The organism is Pseudomonadota bacterium (assembly GCA_039815145.1).
Taxonomy (GTDB): domain Bacteria; phylum Pseudomonadota; class Gammaproteobacteria; order Steroidobacterales; family JBCBZW01; genus JBCBZW01.
Map to the genome: position 1 here is coordinate 1 of JBCBZW010000107.1, position 17,833 is coordinate 17,833.

Consider the following 17,833-nt stretch of genomic DNA (forward strand, 5'->3'; position numbering starts at 1 on the left):
GACGCCGGTGCGGACGACTACCTCGTCAAGCCCTTCCACCTGGCAGAACTGCTCGCTCGCATCCGGGCACGCCTGCGCCGCGTTGCGGGCGCGGGCGAGGAGCCGGTGGCCGTGGGCGGCCTGCAGCTCACCGAAGACCCCCGCGGCGCGCACTACCTGGGTCAGCCCGTCAGCCTCACGGCCAGCGAGTACGACCTGCTCGAGTGTCTCCTGCGCCAGGCCGGGCGCGTGGTGCCTCGCGATCGTCTGGAAGCCGTGCTGGCGCGATCGGCGCGCACGCCGGGGAGCAACACGCTGGACGTCTACATCCATCGCTTGCGGCGCAAGCTCGACGCGGGGGTGATCCGTACCGTGCACGGGATCGGCTACGTGCTCGAAGTGCCGAGCCCGGCATCGGCGAGCGACGGCGCCCTGTGAGCTCGATTCGCCGTCGCCTGCTCACGCTGCTGCTGCCCGCCTTGTTGCTGGTGGCGGCGGCCGCCGCGGGGACCGGCTACGCCGTGGCCAGCAACCGCATCGCCGCGTTCCTGGATACGCAGCTGGCGGAGAGCGCGCGGGTGCTCCTGCTGTGGGTACTCGCGGAGCCCCGCACGGGCACGGAGGCAAACGCCGAGAACATCGACCGCGAGTTGGCCGAGCTGTTCGAGTCGGTGGGCTCGGTCGGCACCTCCCAGGACACCCTGGAGGCGTGGTCGGGCAGCCTGGCCTATCGATTTTCCCGCCCGGGCATCATCGCTTCCACCGCATCGCGCGAGGGGGCGCTCGATCAGCCGACAGCGTGCACGCGACCGGGACTCGCCATGGTGGAGGCCATCGATGGTCGGCGCTGGCAGGTGTACACCACGCGGGGAGGGGAGCCGGTCGCCACCGTCTGTGTGGGGCAACCCTTGGAGGCGAGGCGGGCGGTCGTGCTCGACACGCTGCTGCCCTCGATGGCGTGGTGGCTGTTGGTAGTACCTCTCACCGGCGCCGTGGTGTGGTGGGGACTGCGTCGTGGCCTCGCGCCCCTGGGGGATCTGGCCGCGGAGCTGCGCGCGCGGGCGCCCGGCGATCTGGCGCCCTTACCGGAGGCTCCGGAGGCGCTCGAGGTGCGCCCGCTGCTCGGGGCGATGAACGACCTGCTGGCGCGGCAACGACGCCTGATCGAACAGGAGCGTCGCTTCAGCGCGGAAGCCGCTCACGAGCTACGCACCCCCTTGGCAACTGTGCGCCTACGCGCCGAGCAAGCGTTGACGGCGGGGGAACGCTCGGCGGTGAGCGAGCCCCTCGCCGCCATCGTGGCCGAGACGGAGCGCGCGGAACGGGTGCTGACGCAGCTGCTGAGCCTGGCGCGAGTCGACGCCGCCGACGCGGGGGGTCGCCTCCCGACCCAGGCGGTGGCCCTGATGCCCCTCCTGCGCGAGGTGTTGGCGGAGCAGGCGTCCCTGGGGCTCGCGCGCGAGGTGCAGCTGCAACTGCAGGGCGGCGACCGAGCGGGGGAGAACGAACCTGGCGAGGTGCGGGTGGACCCGGTGCTGCTGCAGGTCTTGCTCCGCAACCTCGTGGACAATGCCCTGCGCTACACGCCGGCCGGCGGCACCGTGGAGGTGGACGTGACCCGCGAGGCGGCGGGCGTGCGGCTCCAGGTGCGCGACGACGGCCCGGGCATCGACGCAGATCTGCAGCGACGGCTCGGCCAGCCCTTCACCCGCGGCGAGCGCCACGATCAGACAGGCACGGGGCTCGGTCTCACGATCGCCCGGCGCATCGCTCAATTGCATAAGGCGACGCTTGATTTCGACGACGGGCGAGACGGCCGTGGCCTCACCGTCTCCCTGGTGCTGCCAAGCGCCGGGATGGGCACGGAAAAAGTGTGAACGGCGCCTCAGTTAATGTCTTCTTAAGATCCCCAGAGCAGCATTGAGGGCACATCAAGAATAAAGCTCTCGGCTGCAGGACGCGGCACGAGGCAGGCCCTGAGGAACAGCTCTCGATGCACCGATTCCGCTCCCCGGACACCCTGTCCGTGCGCTCCCGCCCGTTCTGTCAAACGGCGCTCGTGTCGCTGACCGCGCTGATGGTGACGGCCTCGCCCGTCGTGCTCGCGCAGGAGACTGCTACTGGGCAGGAGCCAGCCCTCGAGCCCATCGAAAACGTGATCGTCACGGGCTCGCGCCTCGAGCAAACGCTGATCGAAGGGGCGTACCCGGTGACGACGATCGAGCGCGACGTGCTCGAGCGCAGCGGCGTGGCCAGCATCGGCGAACTCTTGCAGGAGCTGCCCTTCGTCGGCGGCTCACCCATCAGCACCGGGGTGGGCGCGCGCGGGGCGGGCGGAGGGTTCTCCCGCGGCACCGAGTCCATCGAGCTGCGAGGCCTGGGCGAGCAGCGCACCCTCATTCTGCTCAACGGCCGGCGCTTCGTGCCGGGCGGTAGCGGCGCCAGTGGCGTCGTCGATCTCGGCATGATTCCCCTGGCCTGGATCGAGCGCGTCGAGATCCTGAAGACGGGCGCTTCCGTCGAATACGGCGCCGATGCCGTTGCCGGTGTCATCAATCTCATCACCCGCTCGCGCTTCGAAGGCGTGAGCGTGCAGGTGACCGGTGGCAGCACCGATCGCGGCGACGGCGAGAACGTCTCGCTCCAGGTGACTGCGGGACGCAGCCTCGGGCGGGCGCAGGTGGTCGGTGGCCTGCAGTTCACCGACCAGCAGTCGGTGAGCAAGGGCGATCGCGCCTTCTCCTCTCAGTTGCTCACCGTGCAGGGACCGGATAACGAGATCGTGCCCGACGGCAGCTCGGCGCCACCGCAGGGCAACTTCCGCACCAGCGACGGCCGCCTCACCCTGATCGACGGCGAAGACGGCGCCCAGGCGAGCGACTTCCGCCCCTTCGTCTCGAGCGGCCCCGAGAACGATCGCTTCAACTTCAATCCCTTCGAAGATCTGGTGCAGGACTCGCGCCGCTTCAGTGCCTTCATCGAAGCGACCCTGCCGATCGGCGAGCGAACGGAACTGTTTGCCGAAGCCCTCTACCACCAACGCGATTCGGATCAACAGCTCGCGCCCCTGCCTCTGTTCACGAGCCGCGAGACCGACGTGGTGGTGGACGCCAACAACCTCTTCAATCCCTTCGGTGAAACCCTGAGCGACGCTCGCCGGCGCCTGGTGGAGGCGGGCCCACGGGAGTTCATCCAAGACAACACTGCGTGGCGTGGCGTGCTTGGCGCTCGGGGTGACCTGGGCGGTTGGGGGTGGGACGTGAGCCTCAATCACGCGCGCAACGAGACCCATCAGCGGCAGACGGGTGACCTGCTCGACGATCGCCTTCGCGCCGCCCTGGGCCCCTCGTTCATCGACGCGAGCGGCCGCGCCACCTGCGGCACGCCGGCCGCACCGATCGCAGACTGCGTGCCTCTAAACCTCTTCGGTGGGCCCGGCAGCATCGATGCCGACATGCTCGCCTTCATCGGCGCCGACCTCCAAGACTTCGGCGTCAACGAGCAGACCGTCGTGTCCCTGAATGCGGCGGGTAGCCCCTTGCGCCTGTGGGCGGGCGATCTGTCCATGGCGGTGGGCTACGAGTATCGACGCGAAGAAGGCCGTGACGAGCCCGACGCGCAGACCATCGCCGGCAACACCAGCGGTGCGGCGCGGGCCATCACCGAAGGCAGCTTCGAGAGCAACGAGGTGTATTTCGAACTCGGCGTGCCGCTGCTGGTGAATCAACCGTTCGCGCAGGCACTCGAACTGGAGCTCGGCACGCGCCTGGTCGACTACTCGAGCTTCGATTCGCGCAGCGTGTTCGACGTCGGCCTGCACTGGCAGCCGGTGACGCCGGTGGTGGTGCGCGCCGCCTGGTCACAAGCGTTTCGTGCGCCTAACGTGGGCGAGCTGTTCGGCGGCGTCACCCAGTCCAACCCCGCCATCGACGATCCCTGCGCCGACTTCTCCCAGCTGAGCCCAAGCGCCGTCGAGCGCTGCATCGCCCAGGGCGTGCCGGCGGACGGCAGCTTCGATCAAACCGGCAACGAGACGCCCCAGCTCGGCGGCGGCAACCCGCTGCTGGCGCCCGAAGAGGCCGAGATCATCACGGCGGGCATCACCTGGCGCGCCGCCACGCCTTACGCCCTGGAAATCGCGCTGGACTACTACGACATCGAGATCGACGGTGCCATCGGCGCGCTCGGTGGCAACACGGTGCTGTCCCAGTGTCTGGCCACCGGGCAGGCCGTGTTCTGCGACCGCATCCAGCGCGACGGTGCCGGCAACATCACCCAGATCGAGACGGCCCTGCAGAACATCGCCCAGGAGACGGCGCGCGGCATGGACCTGTCGATTCTGGCCGAGCACGACGCTCCGGGTGGCCTCACCTTGACTCACAACGTCACCCTGAGTCGGGTGCTCCGTCGGGATCTGATCGCGTTCCCCGGCGCGGACCCCTTCGTGGGCGTAGGGGAGTTCGACCCCGATCGCTTCGGCGCCATTCCGCGTTGGCGTGGCAACTACCGCCTGGGCTTTTCGCGAGGACGCTGGGGCGCGAGCTACGAGGCCCTGTGGATCGGTGCCCTGCAGGAACGCGGCGGCGAGGTCACGGCCAACACCGCGCGTGACATCAGCGCCCGCGTGTACCACGACTTCACCATCAGCCGAGACTTCGACATCGGCACCCGGGTGACGCTGGGGGTGGACAACCTCACCGACCGCGATCCGCCGTTCTTCGCCAACGCGGACGAGGCGAACACGGACGTCACCACGTACCCGCTGCTCGGTCGCACCTTCTGGCTACGCCTCGGCCATCGCTTCGGCGGTCGCTAGCGACGGCGAGACTCAGGCTCGGAACGCGGGGAGGGTGAAGCGGAAGGTCGTGCCTTCGCCGGGGGTGCTGGTCACGGTAATTTCCCGGGCGTGCAGATCGAGGGCGCGCTTGACGATGGCGAGGCCCAGGCCGGTGCGGTTGGCAGCGGCGCCTGACCCTGGATCCGGAGCCCGATAGAGCCGTTCGAACACGTGCGGCAGATCTGCTGCCGGAATGCCTCGGCCCGTGTCCTCGATCATTACCTCCACCTCGCCGTCGAGGTTCGCCTGTCCCGCGCGCGCATGCACGATCACCCGATCCCCGGGGTCCGTGTGCTTGATCGCGTTGTCGATCAGGTTCTCGAGCACGCGCTGAATCTGGGCGATGTCCGCCACCACCCAGGGCGTGTCCCGATCGAGCTCGGCCTCCAAGGTGATCTGCGAGGCTTCGGCGCGCAGCTGGTAGGTCTGCGTGATGTCGAAGATCAGCTCCGTCAAGGAGAAGGGTTCGGCCTTGGCACCCACCTGCTCTGAATCCAGCTGTGACAGCTCGAACAGCTGGTCCACCAGGCGGTTGAGTTGCTCGCCGTGGCGCCGCGCGATGGTCAGGTAGTGCTGGCGTCCCTCTTCGTCGAGCTCGGGTTGCTTCAGCTGCAGGGTTTCGAGATAGCCCAGCATCGCTGCCAGGGGCGTGCGCAGGTCGTGGGAGACGTTGGTGACCAGCTCGCGCCGTAACCCGTCCAGGCGCTTCAGGGCGTTCACCTGATCGATGATACGTTCCGACATGTCGCTGTAGGCGAGGGCGAGGCGGTCTACCTCATCGCCGTTGGCCTTGCCCAGGCGCGGCGGTTCACTGGCGGAGAAGTCACTCGCCCGGTACGCCTCCACGGTCCGCGTTAGTTGACGCAGTCTACGGGTGAGGAAGTTGAAGATGAGCAGGCCAGCGAGGAACGCGAACAGCGCGCTCACCACCACGCCGATCAGGCTCAGGCGCAGCATGAAGTTGCTGGCGATGTTCTGGGCGACGGCTTGGTAGCGCTCGCTGCTGAGGATGGCGTAGACGTAGCCCGAGAGCTCGCCGTCCTCCTCCAGGGCGGCGGCGGCGAAGAGCTTGCGCGCGTCGTCGCTGCGCGGATCGTCGCCGCGCGTCGGCATGGGCGCGTTGGCGGCGAGGAATTGCTTGATGGGTGCAACGTCCACCTGGCGACGGCGGATCTTCTCCTCGGGCGCATCGTAGGCGAGCAGGCGTCCGTCCCGGTCGAGCAGGTACACCTCCACCGTCGGGTTCACGATCATCACCGTGTGGGCGAGGTCCTTCCAGTCGGAGAGGTTGGGCTCGCCGTCCTGCATCAGCACCTCGTGTTGGAGGATGTACTCCACGATGCTGCTGTTCAGGCGCTGGGTGATCTCCTGGTAGTAGTAGTCCGCCGCGAAGCGCACCACGAACAGGAAGGCCACGCCGAGCAGGGACACGAGCACCAGCAGGGCGAGGACGAGCTTACCGTAGAGGGACTTCAGCATAGGGGGCTGCGCGCGCGGGAGGGCGTGATGATCAAGGGCTCGTGTCGACGCCGAACTTGTAGCCGACGCCCCAGACGGTCATCACGTAGGTCGGATTTGAGGGATCTGGCTCCACTTTGGCGCGTAGCCTGTTGATGTGGGTGTTCACCGTGTGCTCGTAGCCATCATGGCCGTAGCCCCAGACAGAGTCGAGGAGCTGGGCTCGGGTGAACACCTTACCGGGGGCGCGCGCGAAGTGGGTCAGGAGGTCGAATTCCTTTGCCGTCAGATCGATGGCTTTGTCACCGACATGCACCTCGCGCCGATCGAGATCGATCTGCAGCTCGCCGGCGCGCAGCTCGCTGGCCGGCTCATCGCCGCGCTCGAGCAGCTCGACTCGGCGGAAAATGGCTTTGATGCGCGCCAACAGCTCCGGAATGCTGAAGGGCTTGGTGATGTAGTCGTCGGCACCGATATCAAGACCGCTTACCCGATCGCCTTCACCAGACTTGGATGTGAGCATTACGATGGGTACATAATACGGCTGTTGGCGAAGTCGGCGGCATATTTCCAGGCCATCGACGCCGGGCAGGCGAAGATCCAGCAAGATCAGGTCCCAGCGCGAGGCGAGGGCGAGTCTGAGGCCTTCGCTGCCGTCGTTGGCGATCTGGGGATCTTCCGCCAGCTCGCGCAGATGCAGCCTGAGGAGGCGGGCGATATCGGGCTCGTCTTCGATGATGAGGATTCGTCGGCTCATGTTGATGCGTGTGGTTCGTAAGCGCGTGTCGGTTACAGCGGACGTGGAAATAGCTCGATTCGGGGCCGGCTCGGCCGGGTTGAGCGCGAGACCGCGAGCGCAGTTCGCGGGCCAGGGATATTCGAGCGAGGGATTGTCATGCTGGTGCTAAGCCGACGTATCGGGGAAGCGATCGTAGTGGGTGGCAACATCCGCATTGTGGTGCTGTCCGTGACGGGAAACTCCGTGCGCTTCGGGGTGGAGGCGCCGCGCTCGATTTCCGTGCACCGTGAAGAGGTGCTCAAGCAAATCGACCTGGACGAGGAGGAACTCCCTCCCGCCACGCGCCATCCCCACAGCGGGTAGGCTGCCCTGAGCCATGTCCGAGGCGGCGAGCCGGGCTCGCCGTCGTTCTCCGTTCTCTCGCGCCACGGGCTGACGACCGTCGCGCTCCTAACCTGCGTCGCCCTGAGCGCTTGTGTCAGCGTCACGCGTACGCTTCCGGACGGCAGTACGCAGCGTTTGCGCGGCGAGGCCATCCGCGAGTACGCCGCCGAGGTGTTCCGTCGCCACAACTCAGTCAGCAGTGGTCTGCTGGAGGCCTTGCCCTTTCTCGAGGCAGATGCGCCCGATCTCGCCGAGCAATTGCTCAGCGCCGAGGACGCGATGAACACCGCCTGCGCGCCGATCGACGCGGTGGCCGTGCGTTACCGCGACGGCGAGAGCGTCGACCTGGGCGACCAATTGGCCTTCGCGCGCGCGTTGGAGGCGTGCGAGCGCGAGACGGCGGCGTTGGAAACGTTGCTCGCAGCCGCCGTGGGCTCGGCCTAGCTCGCGGCGGATTCCTCCTCCAGCGCTGAGCGTTGGCGATCCAACGCCTCGAGCAACCCCTCGAATCCCCCCGCGCTGATCAGCGTCGAGTACTCGGCCCGCTTCAGGGCCAGATCGCTCACGCCATCCACAATGATGTTGACGATGCGCCACTGCTCGTCGGACTGGCGCAGCAGGTAGTCGAAGCTGTGGGATTTCTCCGCGGTGATCAGCTCCGCGCTCACCCGCCGTTGGCCGAAGCTGCCATCGCTCTCATCGTTGATGTCGAAGCGCTCGCCGGCGAACTCGGCGAAGCGGCTGGCGTAGGTGGCGAGGCTCAGGGCCGTGAAGCGCTCGACGAACCGAGCACGGTCGGCGTCCTCCAACTCACGCCAGGTGCGGCCAAGCACGATGCGTGAGATGTAGGCGAAGTCGTGGCTGGCGAGAACCGCTTGGTCGAGGGCGGTCACGTCGAGATCCTGGCGCGACTCGGCGGTGCTGGCGCTGCGCATGTAGGCGAGGAGGGTGCCCTGAAGCGTCTCCACCACGGCTGATGGGGTGCTGGCGGGCTCCTGCTGGGCCGCTGCGCCCTCGTGATGATCCGCAAGGCACAAGGTCGGCGCGCCGGCCAGTATCGCCGACAGCACGACGGCGGCGGCGGGCGCGAACAGACGCTGCGGATAACTCATGGGCTGAACCTCACTGTGCTGGGAACGACACTACCGTGTGACAGTCTTCGCGTACTCACGATCCTTCCAACGCGCTCGAATACCGCGCCAGCTGCTCCAGGCGGACGACCAGGTCATGGCGAGGTACAGGCTCGCGACGGGCGGTAGCGTAAGCGCCAACGCCCAGGGCAGTCCGTAGAAGCGAATCGTCGGTGCGTAGCTGAACGCCATCGCGCCCAGGGCAGTCACCGCGGCGAGGCGGGTGGCCCCGTCTGCGGCGAACAGCAGCCCAGCCACGGGCACCAGCAAGCTCACCACCATCGTTGCCGTGCACGCCAGCAGGGCCGCCGGGGATTCACCCAACTGCGTGTAGGCGGTACGCGCCACCATGGCCCAGGTATCGCTCAGGCGCTGGTAGCGACGCGTACTCACCACTTCTCGGGAAAGGCCGATCCAGGTGCGGTAGCCAGTCATCTTGATGCGGCGAGCGAGCGTGCAGTCGTCGATCACGGCCTCGCGCAAGCTTTCGACACCGCCGGCCGCCTCGAGTGCATCAGAACGCAGCAACATGCAGCCGCCCGCGGCGGCGTGGAAGTGCTGGGAAGGCCCGTTGGCCAGGGCGAAGGGATAGATCAACTTGAAGAAGTAGATGAAGGCGGGCAGCAGCAGCCGCTCCCAGAAGCTCGCCATGGCAAGGCTCGCCATCACCGAGACCAGACCCGCGCCTGTGACTTGCTGGCGCTGGCGCAGGGCCGCGAGCACACCGGGCCCAAGCGTGATATCCGCATCCACCAGCAACACGAAGGGCGTCCGCACCTGCGAGATGCCCTGGTCGAGGGCCCAGAGCTTGCCCGTCCAAGCTGCCGGCAATGGCTGGCCGGCGATCACCTCGACCGCTGCTGGGTGAGCGCTGGCGAGCTGCGCAGTGCCGTCGGTCGACTGGTCGTCGACCACCAAGATGCGCAGTTGCGCGCTTTGCGCGCGAAGGGCCGCGAGCGTTTGTTCGATGTGGTCGGCCTCGTTGCGGGCCGGGATGACCGCTGTGATCTCGGACCCCGGATCTCCCTCGGCAGCCGGGGTGACGATCAAGCGCTCGCGGGTGCGCCAGGGTTGCCATGGCAGCAACAGCAGGGCGAGCCACATGATCGCCGCCGTGGTCGAGCCAATGAAAAGAAAAGCGGCCATCAACGTGAGTCCGCCGATGGCCGCTGATGCGACTGCGCGTGTCGGGGCATGCGCGCCTGCGAGGGTGGTTACCTAGCCAAGCTCCCCACTAGTCGTCGCGCGAGGCGCTGGCGCGCTGGCCGATGCTGCCCACGGGCACGCTGGCGATGGCGCCGCCGGCACCGTCTTCCTCGCTCGCCGAGCCGTCGTAGAGCACGGGGAAGTCAGGCGCCATGGTGCCCTCGGTCTTCGGCCCGCGCATCGCCACCCACAGGGCCTTGAGCGGGTTGTTGAAGGTATCAACCACCGCCGTGCCCTCGTAGCCGCAGTGGGCCATGCAGTTATCGCACTTCGGATGGCGACCGGTGCCGTAGCGTTCCCAGTTGGTCTCTTCCATCAGCTTGGCAAAGCTCGAGGTGTACCCCTCTTCGGCCATCAGGTAGCAGGGCTTTTGCCAGCCGAAGATGTTGTAGGTGGGGTTGCTCCACGGCGTGCACTGGTACTTCTGATTGCCTGCAAGGAAGTCGAGGAACAGGCTCGAGTGGTTGAAGGTCCACTTGCGTTTGCCCTGCTTGCCGATGCGGAAGATGTCGCGGAAGAGATTGCGCGAGGTGGTGCGGCCCAGGAAGACGTTCTGCTTGGGCGCGTGCTCGTAGCTGTAGCCGGGCGAGACCGTGATGCCCTCGACGTCGAGCTCGGACACGGTGTCGAAGAACTCGGCCACCTCCTTGGGATCCTCACCGGCGAAGAGCGTGCAGTTGATGGTCACGCGGAAGCCGCGGGCCGTCGCCGCCTTGATGGCATTGATCGCCTTTACGTACACGCCTTCGCGGCACACCGACTCGTCGTGGCGCTCTTCGTTGCCGTCGAGGTGCACGGAAAAGGTGAGGTAGGGGGAGGGCTCGTAGTCGTCGAGCTTCTTCTCCAGCAGGATGGCGTTGGTGCACAGGTAAACGAACTTCTTGCGTTCGACGATGCCGCGCACGATCTCGGGCATCTCCTTGTGGATCAGCGGTTCACCGCCGGGGATCGATACCATCGGCGCGCCGCACTCATCGACGGCCTTCAGTGCTTCATCCACGCCCACGCGCTTGGCGAGGATGTCGTCCGGGTAGTCGATCTTGCCGCAGCCAGCGCAAGCCAGGTTGCACTGGAAGAGCGGCTCGAGCATCAGCACCAGCGGGTAGCGCTTCACGCCGCTCAGCTTCTTGCCGAGCAGGTACTTCGCTACCTTGAAAGTCTGGATCGCGGGAATGCCCATCGAAGCCTCCGTTTTTTGTATTTTCCGTGCGTTCGAACGGGCTCGCCGGGTGAGCGGCGAGCACCAATCGTCTGTGCGTTCTTAAATCTGCGCTCAGAGGGTCTCGCGCACCCGCTCCCACTCCAGCATCAGCCAGGGGGTAAAGCGTTCGGGGTGCGCGGCGATCTCCGCGTCGAGCTCCGCAGGGGTGACGTAGCGATAGTCGGCGATCTCGTTGGCGTTGACCACCGGCGCCTCATCCGTCACGCCCTTGTACACCCAGCACAGCTCGTGCTCGGCGCCCTCAGAGCCAAAGGATGCCTGATAGATGAATTTGTAGAGGAACTGCAGTTCGCAGTTTAGGTGCAGCTCCTGATGCAGGCGGCGCACGGAGGCTTCCGCCATGCTCTCGCCGCGACGTGGGTGGCTGCAGCAGCTGTTGGCCCAGTAGCCGCCCCAGAGGCGCTTCTGTTCGCTGCGTTGCTGCAGCAGTACGCGGCGAGCGCTGTCGAACACGAAGACGGAGAAGGCTCGATGCAGGATGCCATCGCCATCGTGGCAGGCGCCCTTGCTCGCAAAGCCGATCTCCTGGTCCTGCTCGTCGACGAGGATCAGCTCCTCGTCTTCCGAGGACACCACCTCGTGTTTGATCGCTGCCGAACGGTTATCCAATTTTGACCTCCATCGCCTGATAGCCAGCGTCCTGCATGGCCCGTACCACGCGATCCGAATCCTCAGGGCAGACGGCGATGATCGATCCGCCGCCGCCGCCGCCGGTGAGCTTCGCGCCCACGGCGCCGTTCTCACGCGCAATCTGGATCAGCTCCTCGACCTCCCAACACGACACTTGAAGCGCGTTAAGGAAGCCCTGGCAGATGTTCATCAACTCGCCGAGCTGTTCCAGGTCATTATCGTCGATCGCGCGGATCCCTTGCAGGGTCAGCGAGTCGATCTCATCGAAGATGCGCTCGTAGCGCTTGGGGTTGCGCTCCCAAGCCGCGCGAACACGCGCTACCATCTTCGCTGTTAGGCTCTCAACGCCCGTCATGCCGATCACCACCGGGATCGGTTCGGACACCGTCAGCTCCTTCATCACCGGCGGATCGCCGGGGCGATAGAGCATGAAGCGGCCGTAGGTGGCGAGCGTGTTGTCCACCCCCGACGGCGTGCCGTGCGCCACCTTCTCGGACTCGAAGGCCAGGTCGTTTACCTTGGCATCAGACAAGCCCAACCCGAAATGTTCGTTCAGTGCGCGGATGATGGCAACCGCCACGGCCGCCGACCCGCCGAGGCCCATGGCGCGGGGCACGTTCGGGAATACCTCGATACGCATCGGGCGGTCGGTCAGGCCGAGCTTCTGCAGGATGAGGCCGCTCGGCTTGTGGAAAGACTGAGGCTGCGCGGCATCGGGGTGCATGCGCTGCTCGACACCCCAGCGGGGGATGAGCAGGGAGACCCCTTCGTCGGCATCCTCCACCCGCGCTTCGATGGCCAGCGGCACCGGCGCGGCCACCGCATGGCGGCCATACACAACGGCGTGTTCGCCCAACAGAATGGCCTTGCCGTGACCGGCCGCCGTGGAACTACGCCGCTTGTTGCGGACGATTTCCTTAGGTGCCGCAGGCGAGGCTTCCGCCTGCTGCGCCGACAGTTCGGCGATGATCTCGCGGGCGCGCCAGATCTTGATCTGATGGGACTCGATCAAACGCTCGACGACCGCTTCGAACAACTCGGGCGGGGCCCCGGCAGCGTGGGCACAGCTGCGCGCGTGCAAGGTCATGTGACCTTGTTGGATGCCCTCGGTGCTGAGCGCCCGCAGGGCCGAGAAGTTTTGGCCGAGGCCGACCGCACCCATCACTTCCGCTAGCTCGCGTGCCGTACGCACACCGAGCAGGCGCAGGTTGACGGCGACGGTGGGGTTGGACTGCAGGGGGCCGCCGACCGTACCCACTTTGATCGGCATCTCCAGGGAGCCGACCAGGTCGCCGTTGTCGTTGCTGTTCCAGTGCGTGAGCGAGGTGTAGCGGTTGCCGCGCGCCGCGTAGGCGTGCGCTGCCGCTTCGATGGCGCGCCAGTCGTTGCCCGTGGCGAGGGCGAGGGCGTCGATGCCGTTCATCACACCCTTGTTGTGGGTGGACGCGCGATAGGGGTCGACGGCGGCAAACTCGGAGGCGAGGATGATGCCGTCGCGCACCTGCTCGCCGGAGAAGCCTTTGCCGGCCAGTTGCTCGACGGGAATGACGGCTTTCGCCTTCACCATGGCGCGGTCGGTCAGGTTGGACAGGATCCGCAGGAAGACCTTGCCGCCGGTGATGTTCTCGACCAGGGACGCGACGCCCTCGCACATGGTGTTGACCAGGTTGGCGCCCATCGCATCGCGGGTGTCGACCAGCAGGTGACCCACGAGCATGTCGCTGCCGCCGGACGGTGAGGGGTGGATGAACACTTCGAGGTCACGGGCACCACCGCCACGCGCCACCATGTTCGGGTGCAGGCTATTGGCGAGGTTAACCACCTCATCGCGGTTGGAGAGCAGGGCGGCGCGGGCCTTCGACGGATGCGGCACGCCGACCACCTGGATCTGCCCGATGAGAATCGGGTCCGTGCTCTCGGTGATGAAGCCGCCCGCGGCACGCACCACCTTCGCCGAGGACGACAGGGCGGCGACGATCGAGGGTTCCTCGACCACCAACGGAACCACGTACTCGCGGTCGTTGATCAGGAAGTTTAGCCCGAGCCCCACCGGCAAGCCCATCACGCCGATGACGTTCTCGATCATCTTGTCGGCGTTCTGGATGCTGAGGGTGTGTTCGCCGCTGGCGAGCGCCTGGTAGTCCGCCTTGGAGAGGAGGCCCTTCTCCCTGACTTTCTTCACCCGGTCCTCGACCGACAGCTTGTAGAACTCCGGTATCCGTGAGCTTTGCACGTTTGACTCCGTCTCCACTTCCAATCCCTTCGAGTCCACCGCCAGATCTAACGGCTGGTAGCCCCGTTCGCGCACCAGCTGGCGAAACTTCTCCATCGCCGCCGGGTCCGTGCTGAGCGCCAGGCCGAGATCGCCCCCGCCGGCACCGCACGGCTTGTACACCACCCCGGTGGTGTCCGCGCAGTCCTGCAGGTCAGCGTGCTCGCGGCTGACGATGTCCAGGCCACTGGCTGCTCCTAGCGCTCCCAGGGCCTGCGTGTACTCGCGTACGCAGCCCAGAAACGCAGGCGCATCGTTCCCTCGGCAGGCCTCGACACCTGCTCGTGCCAACGCTGCCATCGTGTCCATACGCTCGGCGTACTCCTGGCGGTGCGTGGCGCGCCACGCGGCCAGAGTGGCCAAGAACTCCCCCGTCGATGCACTGGTGCCGCTCCAGACGGGCTGCAGCTGCAGATCGGCTGGCAGGGTTGCGCTGCTGGCTCGCGGCGTTACCACCGGATCGGGGTCGTCGTCGCCGACACCGACCTTCTCCAGGCGGTACTCGACGGCGCCGCCGAGCAGGCTGGCCGCCAGGTCGACTCCGCTCCCGCGTCCCCCCTGAAACTGCCGGTGCATGTCCAGCAGGGCGGCGAGACCGGTGGCATCCCGGCCAAACGGCTCCCGGCCGATCAGCTCGAGAATGGCCGCCGCCGCGGCCACGGTGACCGCAGCGCTGGAGCCCAGCCCCAACTTGCGCCAGTGATCGCGACCATTTTCGTGAAAAAATTCAATCGATTCAATGCTTATCCGAAAGGAGCGACAATTTTGCTGTGCTTTCGGTGTCGCTAATGGTAGGAGGGCCTCGAGCAAGGTGCTGAGCAGGCTGAGTCGCCGCTCGGGGGCGTCGGCGGCGCCGCGCCAGTGCATCGCCTCCTCGCGGTAGTGGCCGACGGCGCGGAAGTGGTCCGGGGCTCGCAGGTGCGCGTCGATCACCGCGTCCACCTGCGCCGGCAGCTCGCCCGGGCGCACATCGCGTGTCTCTAGCCGTACCCGCGCTCGACGATCGACCGCGAGCACCAGCGCGGGCGCCCCCTCGAGCACAGCGTACTCGCCGAGGACGATCAGCTTGCCGGGCGCGGAACTGCGGATGATCACGGAGTCTCGTCCGCGACCAGGTGGGCGCCGGGGCCGAGGGGCGTGTGGATGACCCGCTGCACGCCGTCCACGCTTTCCAGGGCCTCGCGCACCCTCTGCACGTGGGCGGGCGCGCAGACGGCTTTCACCTGAGGTCCGGCATCCACGGTGAAAAACACGGCCAGGGCCTGCTTGCGGCGCAGTTCGCGGATGCGGTGGATGCACTCCACCGTGGCGCCGTTCCAGTAGAGGAGCCCAGGTCGGGCGGACATGGCCAATCCGTGCATCTTCAGGCAGGAGAGCTCGCTCACCTCGGCGAGCTTGTCGAAGTCGCGGCTCAGCACCGCCTGGCGCGCTTCGCTCAGGTCCTGCTCCTGGGCCGACAGCCAGCCGGACCAGTAGGCCGAGGTGTCGGCGGTGAGGTTCATGCCCTCGGTCGAGCCGACGTCCTTCTCGCCGCTGGCGGTGATGGCGACGACCACCTCGAGGGGCCAGTCGGCGGCCTCCAGCAGCGGCGTCGCCACCGCGTCGCTGCCGTCCTCGCGCACGCCCCGCGCCATCTCCACGAAGCCGCCGAAGATGGAGCGAGCGGCGGATCCTGAGCCCTCGCGGGCCAGCGCGCTGAGCTGGGAGGCGTCGGCAGGCGCCTCGTAGGCATGGGCCGCGGCGAAGACCAGCGCCGCAAAGCCCGAGGCCGAGCTCGCCAGTCCCGCTCCGGTGGGGAAGTCGTTGTGGGAGTCCACCCGCGCGAACGGTAGCGCTTCGCCACCGCCGAGGGCCCGCACCCGGGCCAGGGTGGCGCTGACGCGCGCGCGCTGCTTCTCGTCCTCGCGCCCGTTGAGCAGGAGCTGATCCGCCTCTAGCTGGTCATCGGGAGTCACCCGCGTGCGCGTGGTCAGCCCGGCGAGGGTGATGGACAGGGACCCGACCGCAGGCAGATTGCCCACCACGGAACGCTTGCCCCAGTACTTGACCAGGGCGATGTTGGCGCCGGCGATGGCGCTTACGGCTGGCACGGGACGGGCCTCGTGCGGGTAGCTCGACGAGTAAGGATCATGCGTGGTGTGGTCGAAAGATCTGGAGGGCTATGCCGATGGGCCCGTGTCGTCGACTTCCCCCGAGGCGACAACCAGGTGAATCGGACCGTAATGATAATGAAAAATGGCGGCAAACGCCTGAACGCTCGGGTCAGGCCAGGTATCCGTGCTGCTCGAACCAGGTCACCGCGTCGCTCAGCGCCTCCTGCGCTGGACGCGGGATGTAGCCCAAGGCCTCCCGCGCCTTAGCGCTGCTGAAGTACATGAGCTTGCGCGCCATGCGAGCGCTTTCCACCGTGAGCGTCGGCGTGAAGCCGACCAGATGGGCCGCGGCCTCGGTCACGTAGGCCGCCAGCGTCGGCACGATGTGGGGGAGGCGCAGCGTAGGTGGGGTCCGTCCCCGAAGCGCCGCGACGACGCTGATGATGTCGATCAAGCTCATGTCATCGCCGCCGAGCACGTAGGTCTCGCCGATGGCGCCGTGGCGCTCCGCCAGGAGGTGCCCCCGAGCGACGTCGTCGACGTGGACGATGTTCAGGCCCGTATCGACGTAGGCCGGCATGCGCCCGGTGGCGGCATCGACGATCACCTTGCCGGTGGGCGTGGGGCGGATGTCGCGAGGGCCGACGGGGGTCGAGGGGTTGACGATGACCACGGGCGCGCCGTCCTGAGTGGCGATCTCCACCGCCGCGCGCTCGGCGAGGTATTTGGAGCGCTTGTAGTGACCGATCATGTCGTCCAGCGTCACCGGCGTACGCTCATCGCCGGGGACACCTCCGCTGGGGATACCCAAAGTTGCCACGCTGCTGGTGTACACGATGCGGTCGACGCCCTCGGCGTGCGCCGCGCGCAAGAGCAGGCGCGTCCCCTCCACGTTGGTGCGGTAGATCTCCTCGGGTTCCGGGATCCAGAGACGGTAGTCGGCGGCCACGTGGAACACGGACGAACACCCGCGCACGGCGTCGATCAGCGAGGCCGCGTCCGTGAGGTCGGCGGTGACCCGTTCCACGTCGAGGCCTTCGAGGTTTCTCAGGTCGCTGCTGGGCCTTGCGGTCACCCGCACGCGCCGACCTTCGGCCAGCAAGGCGCGCACCACGGCAGCGCCCACGAAACCGGTGGCGCCGGTCACCAAGGTTGTCACGAGGCGGTCTCCGTGGCGGGGCGGCCAAGGCTCAACACCGCCGGTAGCACGAGGAGCGTGCACAGGAGGATGAGGCCGAGACCGATGGCGAGGATCAGCCCCATGCTCGCCGTGCCGGGGTGCGAGGAGGTGGCCAGGTTGCCGAAGCTCACGATGGTGGTCAGGGCGGAGAAGATGACCGCCCGGGCCGTGCTGGTGCCGAGGAGGTTGCCGTCGCTCGGCGGTGCGCTGCGATGGCGGTGCACCAGGTGGATCCCGTTGTCGACACCTATCCCTAAGAGCAGGGGCAGGGCGATGATGTTGGCGAAGTTGAAATCGACCCCCAGCACGACGGTGGCCGCCGCGGTGAACGCCGAGGCCAGCAGCACCGGCGCCATGACCTGGAGCGTGGCGAGTGCCGAGCGCAGCAATAGCAACAGCAAGATGCTCACCAGGATCAGGGCGGTCACGATGGCCTGCAGGAAGGCCTCCACCACGGCGGCCCCGGCGCCGAGCTGTACCACCGGCAAGCCCGTCGCCCGCGGATGGCTGGCGCGCACCTGATCGACGAAGCGCTCCATCGCCTCATTGTCCGCAAGGTTCTCCACCGGGCGCAGCTCCACGCGCTCGCGTCCGTCGGCGGCCCGCCAACGATCGCGCAAGCTCTCGGGGAGGCTGTCGAGGCCCACGGGGCGGGCGGTCAAGGCCGTCGCCAGGCGTTCGAGTTGCGGGCCGAAGCCTTCGA

The 17,833-nt window shown here is 67.2% G+C and carries 15 protein-coding genes; 5 read left to right on the forward strand and 10 right to left on the reverse strand.

The window, feature by feature from the left end; genetic code table 11:
• From AAF184_19565 to AAF184_19575, 3 genes are all read left to right on the forward strand, one after another.
• Positions 1–417, forward strand: a 417-nt coding sequence (locus tag AAF184_19565) for a response regulator transcription factor (GenBank protein MEO0424545.1), incomplete at its 5' end; no start/stop codon positions are given.
• Positions 414–1,856 (forward strand): ATP-binding protein, encoded by a 1,443-nt coding sequence (locus AAF184_19570; GenBank protein ID MEO0424546.1) that lies wholly within the window; start codon positions 414–416, stop codon positions 1,854–1,856. The genes AAF184_19565 and AAF184_19570, both read left to right, overlap by 4 nt.
• A 116-nt stretch (positions 1,857–1,972) precedes the next feature.
• On the forward strand, positions 1,973–4,795 hold the full coding sequence (locus AAF184_19575; protein MEO0424547.1) for a TonB-dependent receptor: 2,823 nt from the start codon (positions 1,973–1,975) through the stop codon (positions 4,793–4,795).
• A 12-nt stretch (positions 4,796–4,807) separates the two neighbouring features.
• Here AAF184_19575 and AAF184_19580 read toward each other — a convergent pair whose 3' ends face one another.
• Positions 4,808–6,295, reverse strand: coding sequence for an ATP-binding protein (locus AAF184_19580; GenBank protein ID MEO0424548.1), 1,488 nt, complete (start codon positions 6,293–6,295; stop codon positions 4,808–4,810).
• Between the two features lie 31 nt (positions 6,296–6,326).
• On the reverse strand, positions 6,327–7,031 hold the full coding sequence (locus AAF184_19585; protein ID MEO0424549.1) for a response regulator transcription factor: 705 nt from the start codon (positions 7,029–7,031) through the stop codon (positions 6,327–6,329).
• Positions 7,032–7,169: 138 nt separating this feature from the next.
• Here AAF184_19585 and csrA point away from each other — a divergent pair, with 138 nt between their 5' ends.
• Together csrA and AAF184_19595 are read left to right on the forward strand one after the other, a co-directional pair.
• The gene (gene csrA / locus AAF184_19590) at positions 7,170–7,376 is read left to right on the forward strand and encodes a carbon storage regulator CsrA (GenBank protein ID MEO0424550.1); all 207 of its coding nucleotides are present in this window, start codon (positions 7,170–7,172) and stop codon (positions 7,374–7,376) included.
• 156 nt (positions 7,377–7,532) lie between these two features.
• Positions 7,533–7,841 (forward strand): hypothetical protein, encoded by a 309-nt coding sequence (locus AAF184_19595; protein ID MEO0424551.1) that lies wholly within the window; start codon positions 7,533–7,535, stop codon positions 7,839–7,841.
• Here AAF184_19595 and AAF184_19600 read toward each other — a convergent pair.
• The 8 genes from AAF184_19600 to AAF184_19635 form a co-directional block, all read right to left on the reverse strand.
• Entirely contained in the window at positions 7,838–8,509 is a 672-nt protein-coding gene (locus tag AAF184_19600) for an ABC transporter substrate-binding protein (protein MEO0424552.1), read from the reverse strand. The genes AAF184_19595 and AAF184_19600 overlap by 4 nt on opposite strands.
• Positions 8,510–8,539: 30 nt before the next feature.
• Positions 8,540–9,673: a glycosyltransferase gene (locus AAF184_19605; protein MEO0424553.1), complete on the reverse strand. Its 1,134-nt coding sequence runs from the start codon at positions 9,671–9,673 to the stop codon at positions 8,540–8,542.
• An 88-nt stretch (positions 9,674–9,761) separates the two neighbouring features.
• A complete protein-coding gene (hpnH, locus tag AAF184_19610) occupies positions 9,762–10,913 on the reverse strand; it encodes an adenosyl-hopene transferase HpnH (protein ID MEO0424554.1) in 1,152 nt (383 codons plus the stop codon).
• Between the two features lie 93 nt (positions 10,914–11,006).
• Positions 11,007–11,564 (reverse strand): isopentenyl-diphosphate Delta-isomerase, encoded by a 558-nt coding sequence (idi, locus tag AAF184_19615; GenBank protein MEO0424555.1) that lies wholly within the window; start codon positions 11,562–11,564, stop codon positions 11,007–11,009.
• Entirely contained in the window at positions 11,557–14,952 is a 3,396-nt protein-coding gene (locus tag AAF184_19620; GenBank protein MEO0424556.1) for a hydroxymethylglutaryl-CoA reductase, degradative, read from the reverse strand. Before AAF184_19620 ends, idi begins: the two co-directional genes overlap by 8 nt.
• The gene (gene mvaD / locus AAF184_19625; protein MEO0424557.1) at positions 14,949–15,947 is read right to left on the reverse strand and encodes a diphosphomevalonate decarboxylase; all 999 of its coding nucleotides are present in this window, start codon (positions 15,945–15,947) and stop codon (positions 14,949–14,951) included. The genes AAF184_19620 and mvaD overlap by 4 nt, the downstream gene beginning before the upstream one ends.
• A gap of 172 nt (positions 15,948–16,119) precedes the next feature.
• Positions 16,120–17,109: a hopanoid-associated sugar epimerase gene (gene hpnA / locus AAF184_19630; protein MEO0424558.1), complete on the reverse strand. Its 990-nt coding sequence runs from the start codon at positions 17,107–17,109 to the stop codon at positions 16,120–16,122.
• A partial coding sequence (locus tag AAF184_19635) for an MMPL family transporter (protein ID MEO0424559.1) occupies positions 17,106–17,833 on the reverse strand: 728 nt, incomplete at its 5' end. The genes AAF184_19635 and hpnA, both read right to left, overlap by 4 nt.

What these genes read in the sequence shown, in the direction of transcription:
- AAF184_19585 (MEO0424549.1), bottom strand. Translation starts at nt 7,031, where the DNA reads ATGAGCCGACGAATCCTCATCATCGAAGACGAGCCCGATATCGCCCGC.
- csrA (MEO0424550.1), top strand. Translation starts at nt 7,170, where the DNA reads ATGCTGGTGCTAAGCCGACGTATCGGGGAAGCGATCGTAGTGGGTGGC.
- AAF184_19580 (MEO0424548.1), bottom strand. Translation starts at nt 6,295, where the DNA reads ATGCTGAAGTCCCTCTACGGTAAGCTCGTCCTCGCCCTGCTGGTGCTC.
- hpnH (MEO0424554.1), bottom strand. Translation starts at nt 10,913, where the DNA reads ATGGGCATTCCCGCGATCCAGACTTTCAAGGTAGCGAAGTACCTGCTC.
- AAF184_19605 (MEO0424553.1), bottom strand. Translation starts at nt 9,673, where the DNA reads ATGGCCGCTTTTCTTTTCATTGGCTCGACCACGGCGGCGATCATGTGG.
- AAF184_19575 (MEO0424547.1), top strand. Translation starts at nt 1,973, where the DNA reads ATGCACCGATTCCGCTCCCCGGACACCCTGTCCGTGCGCTCCCGCCCG.
- AAF184_19600 (MEO0424552.1), bottom strand. Translation starts at nt 8,509, where the DNA reads ATGAGTTATCCGCAGCGTCTGTTCGCGCCCGCCGCCGCCGTCGTGCTG.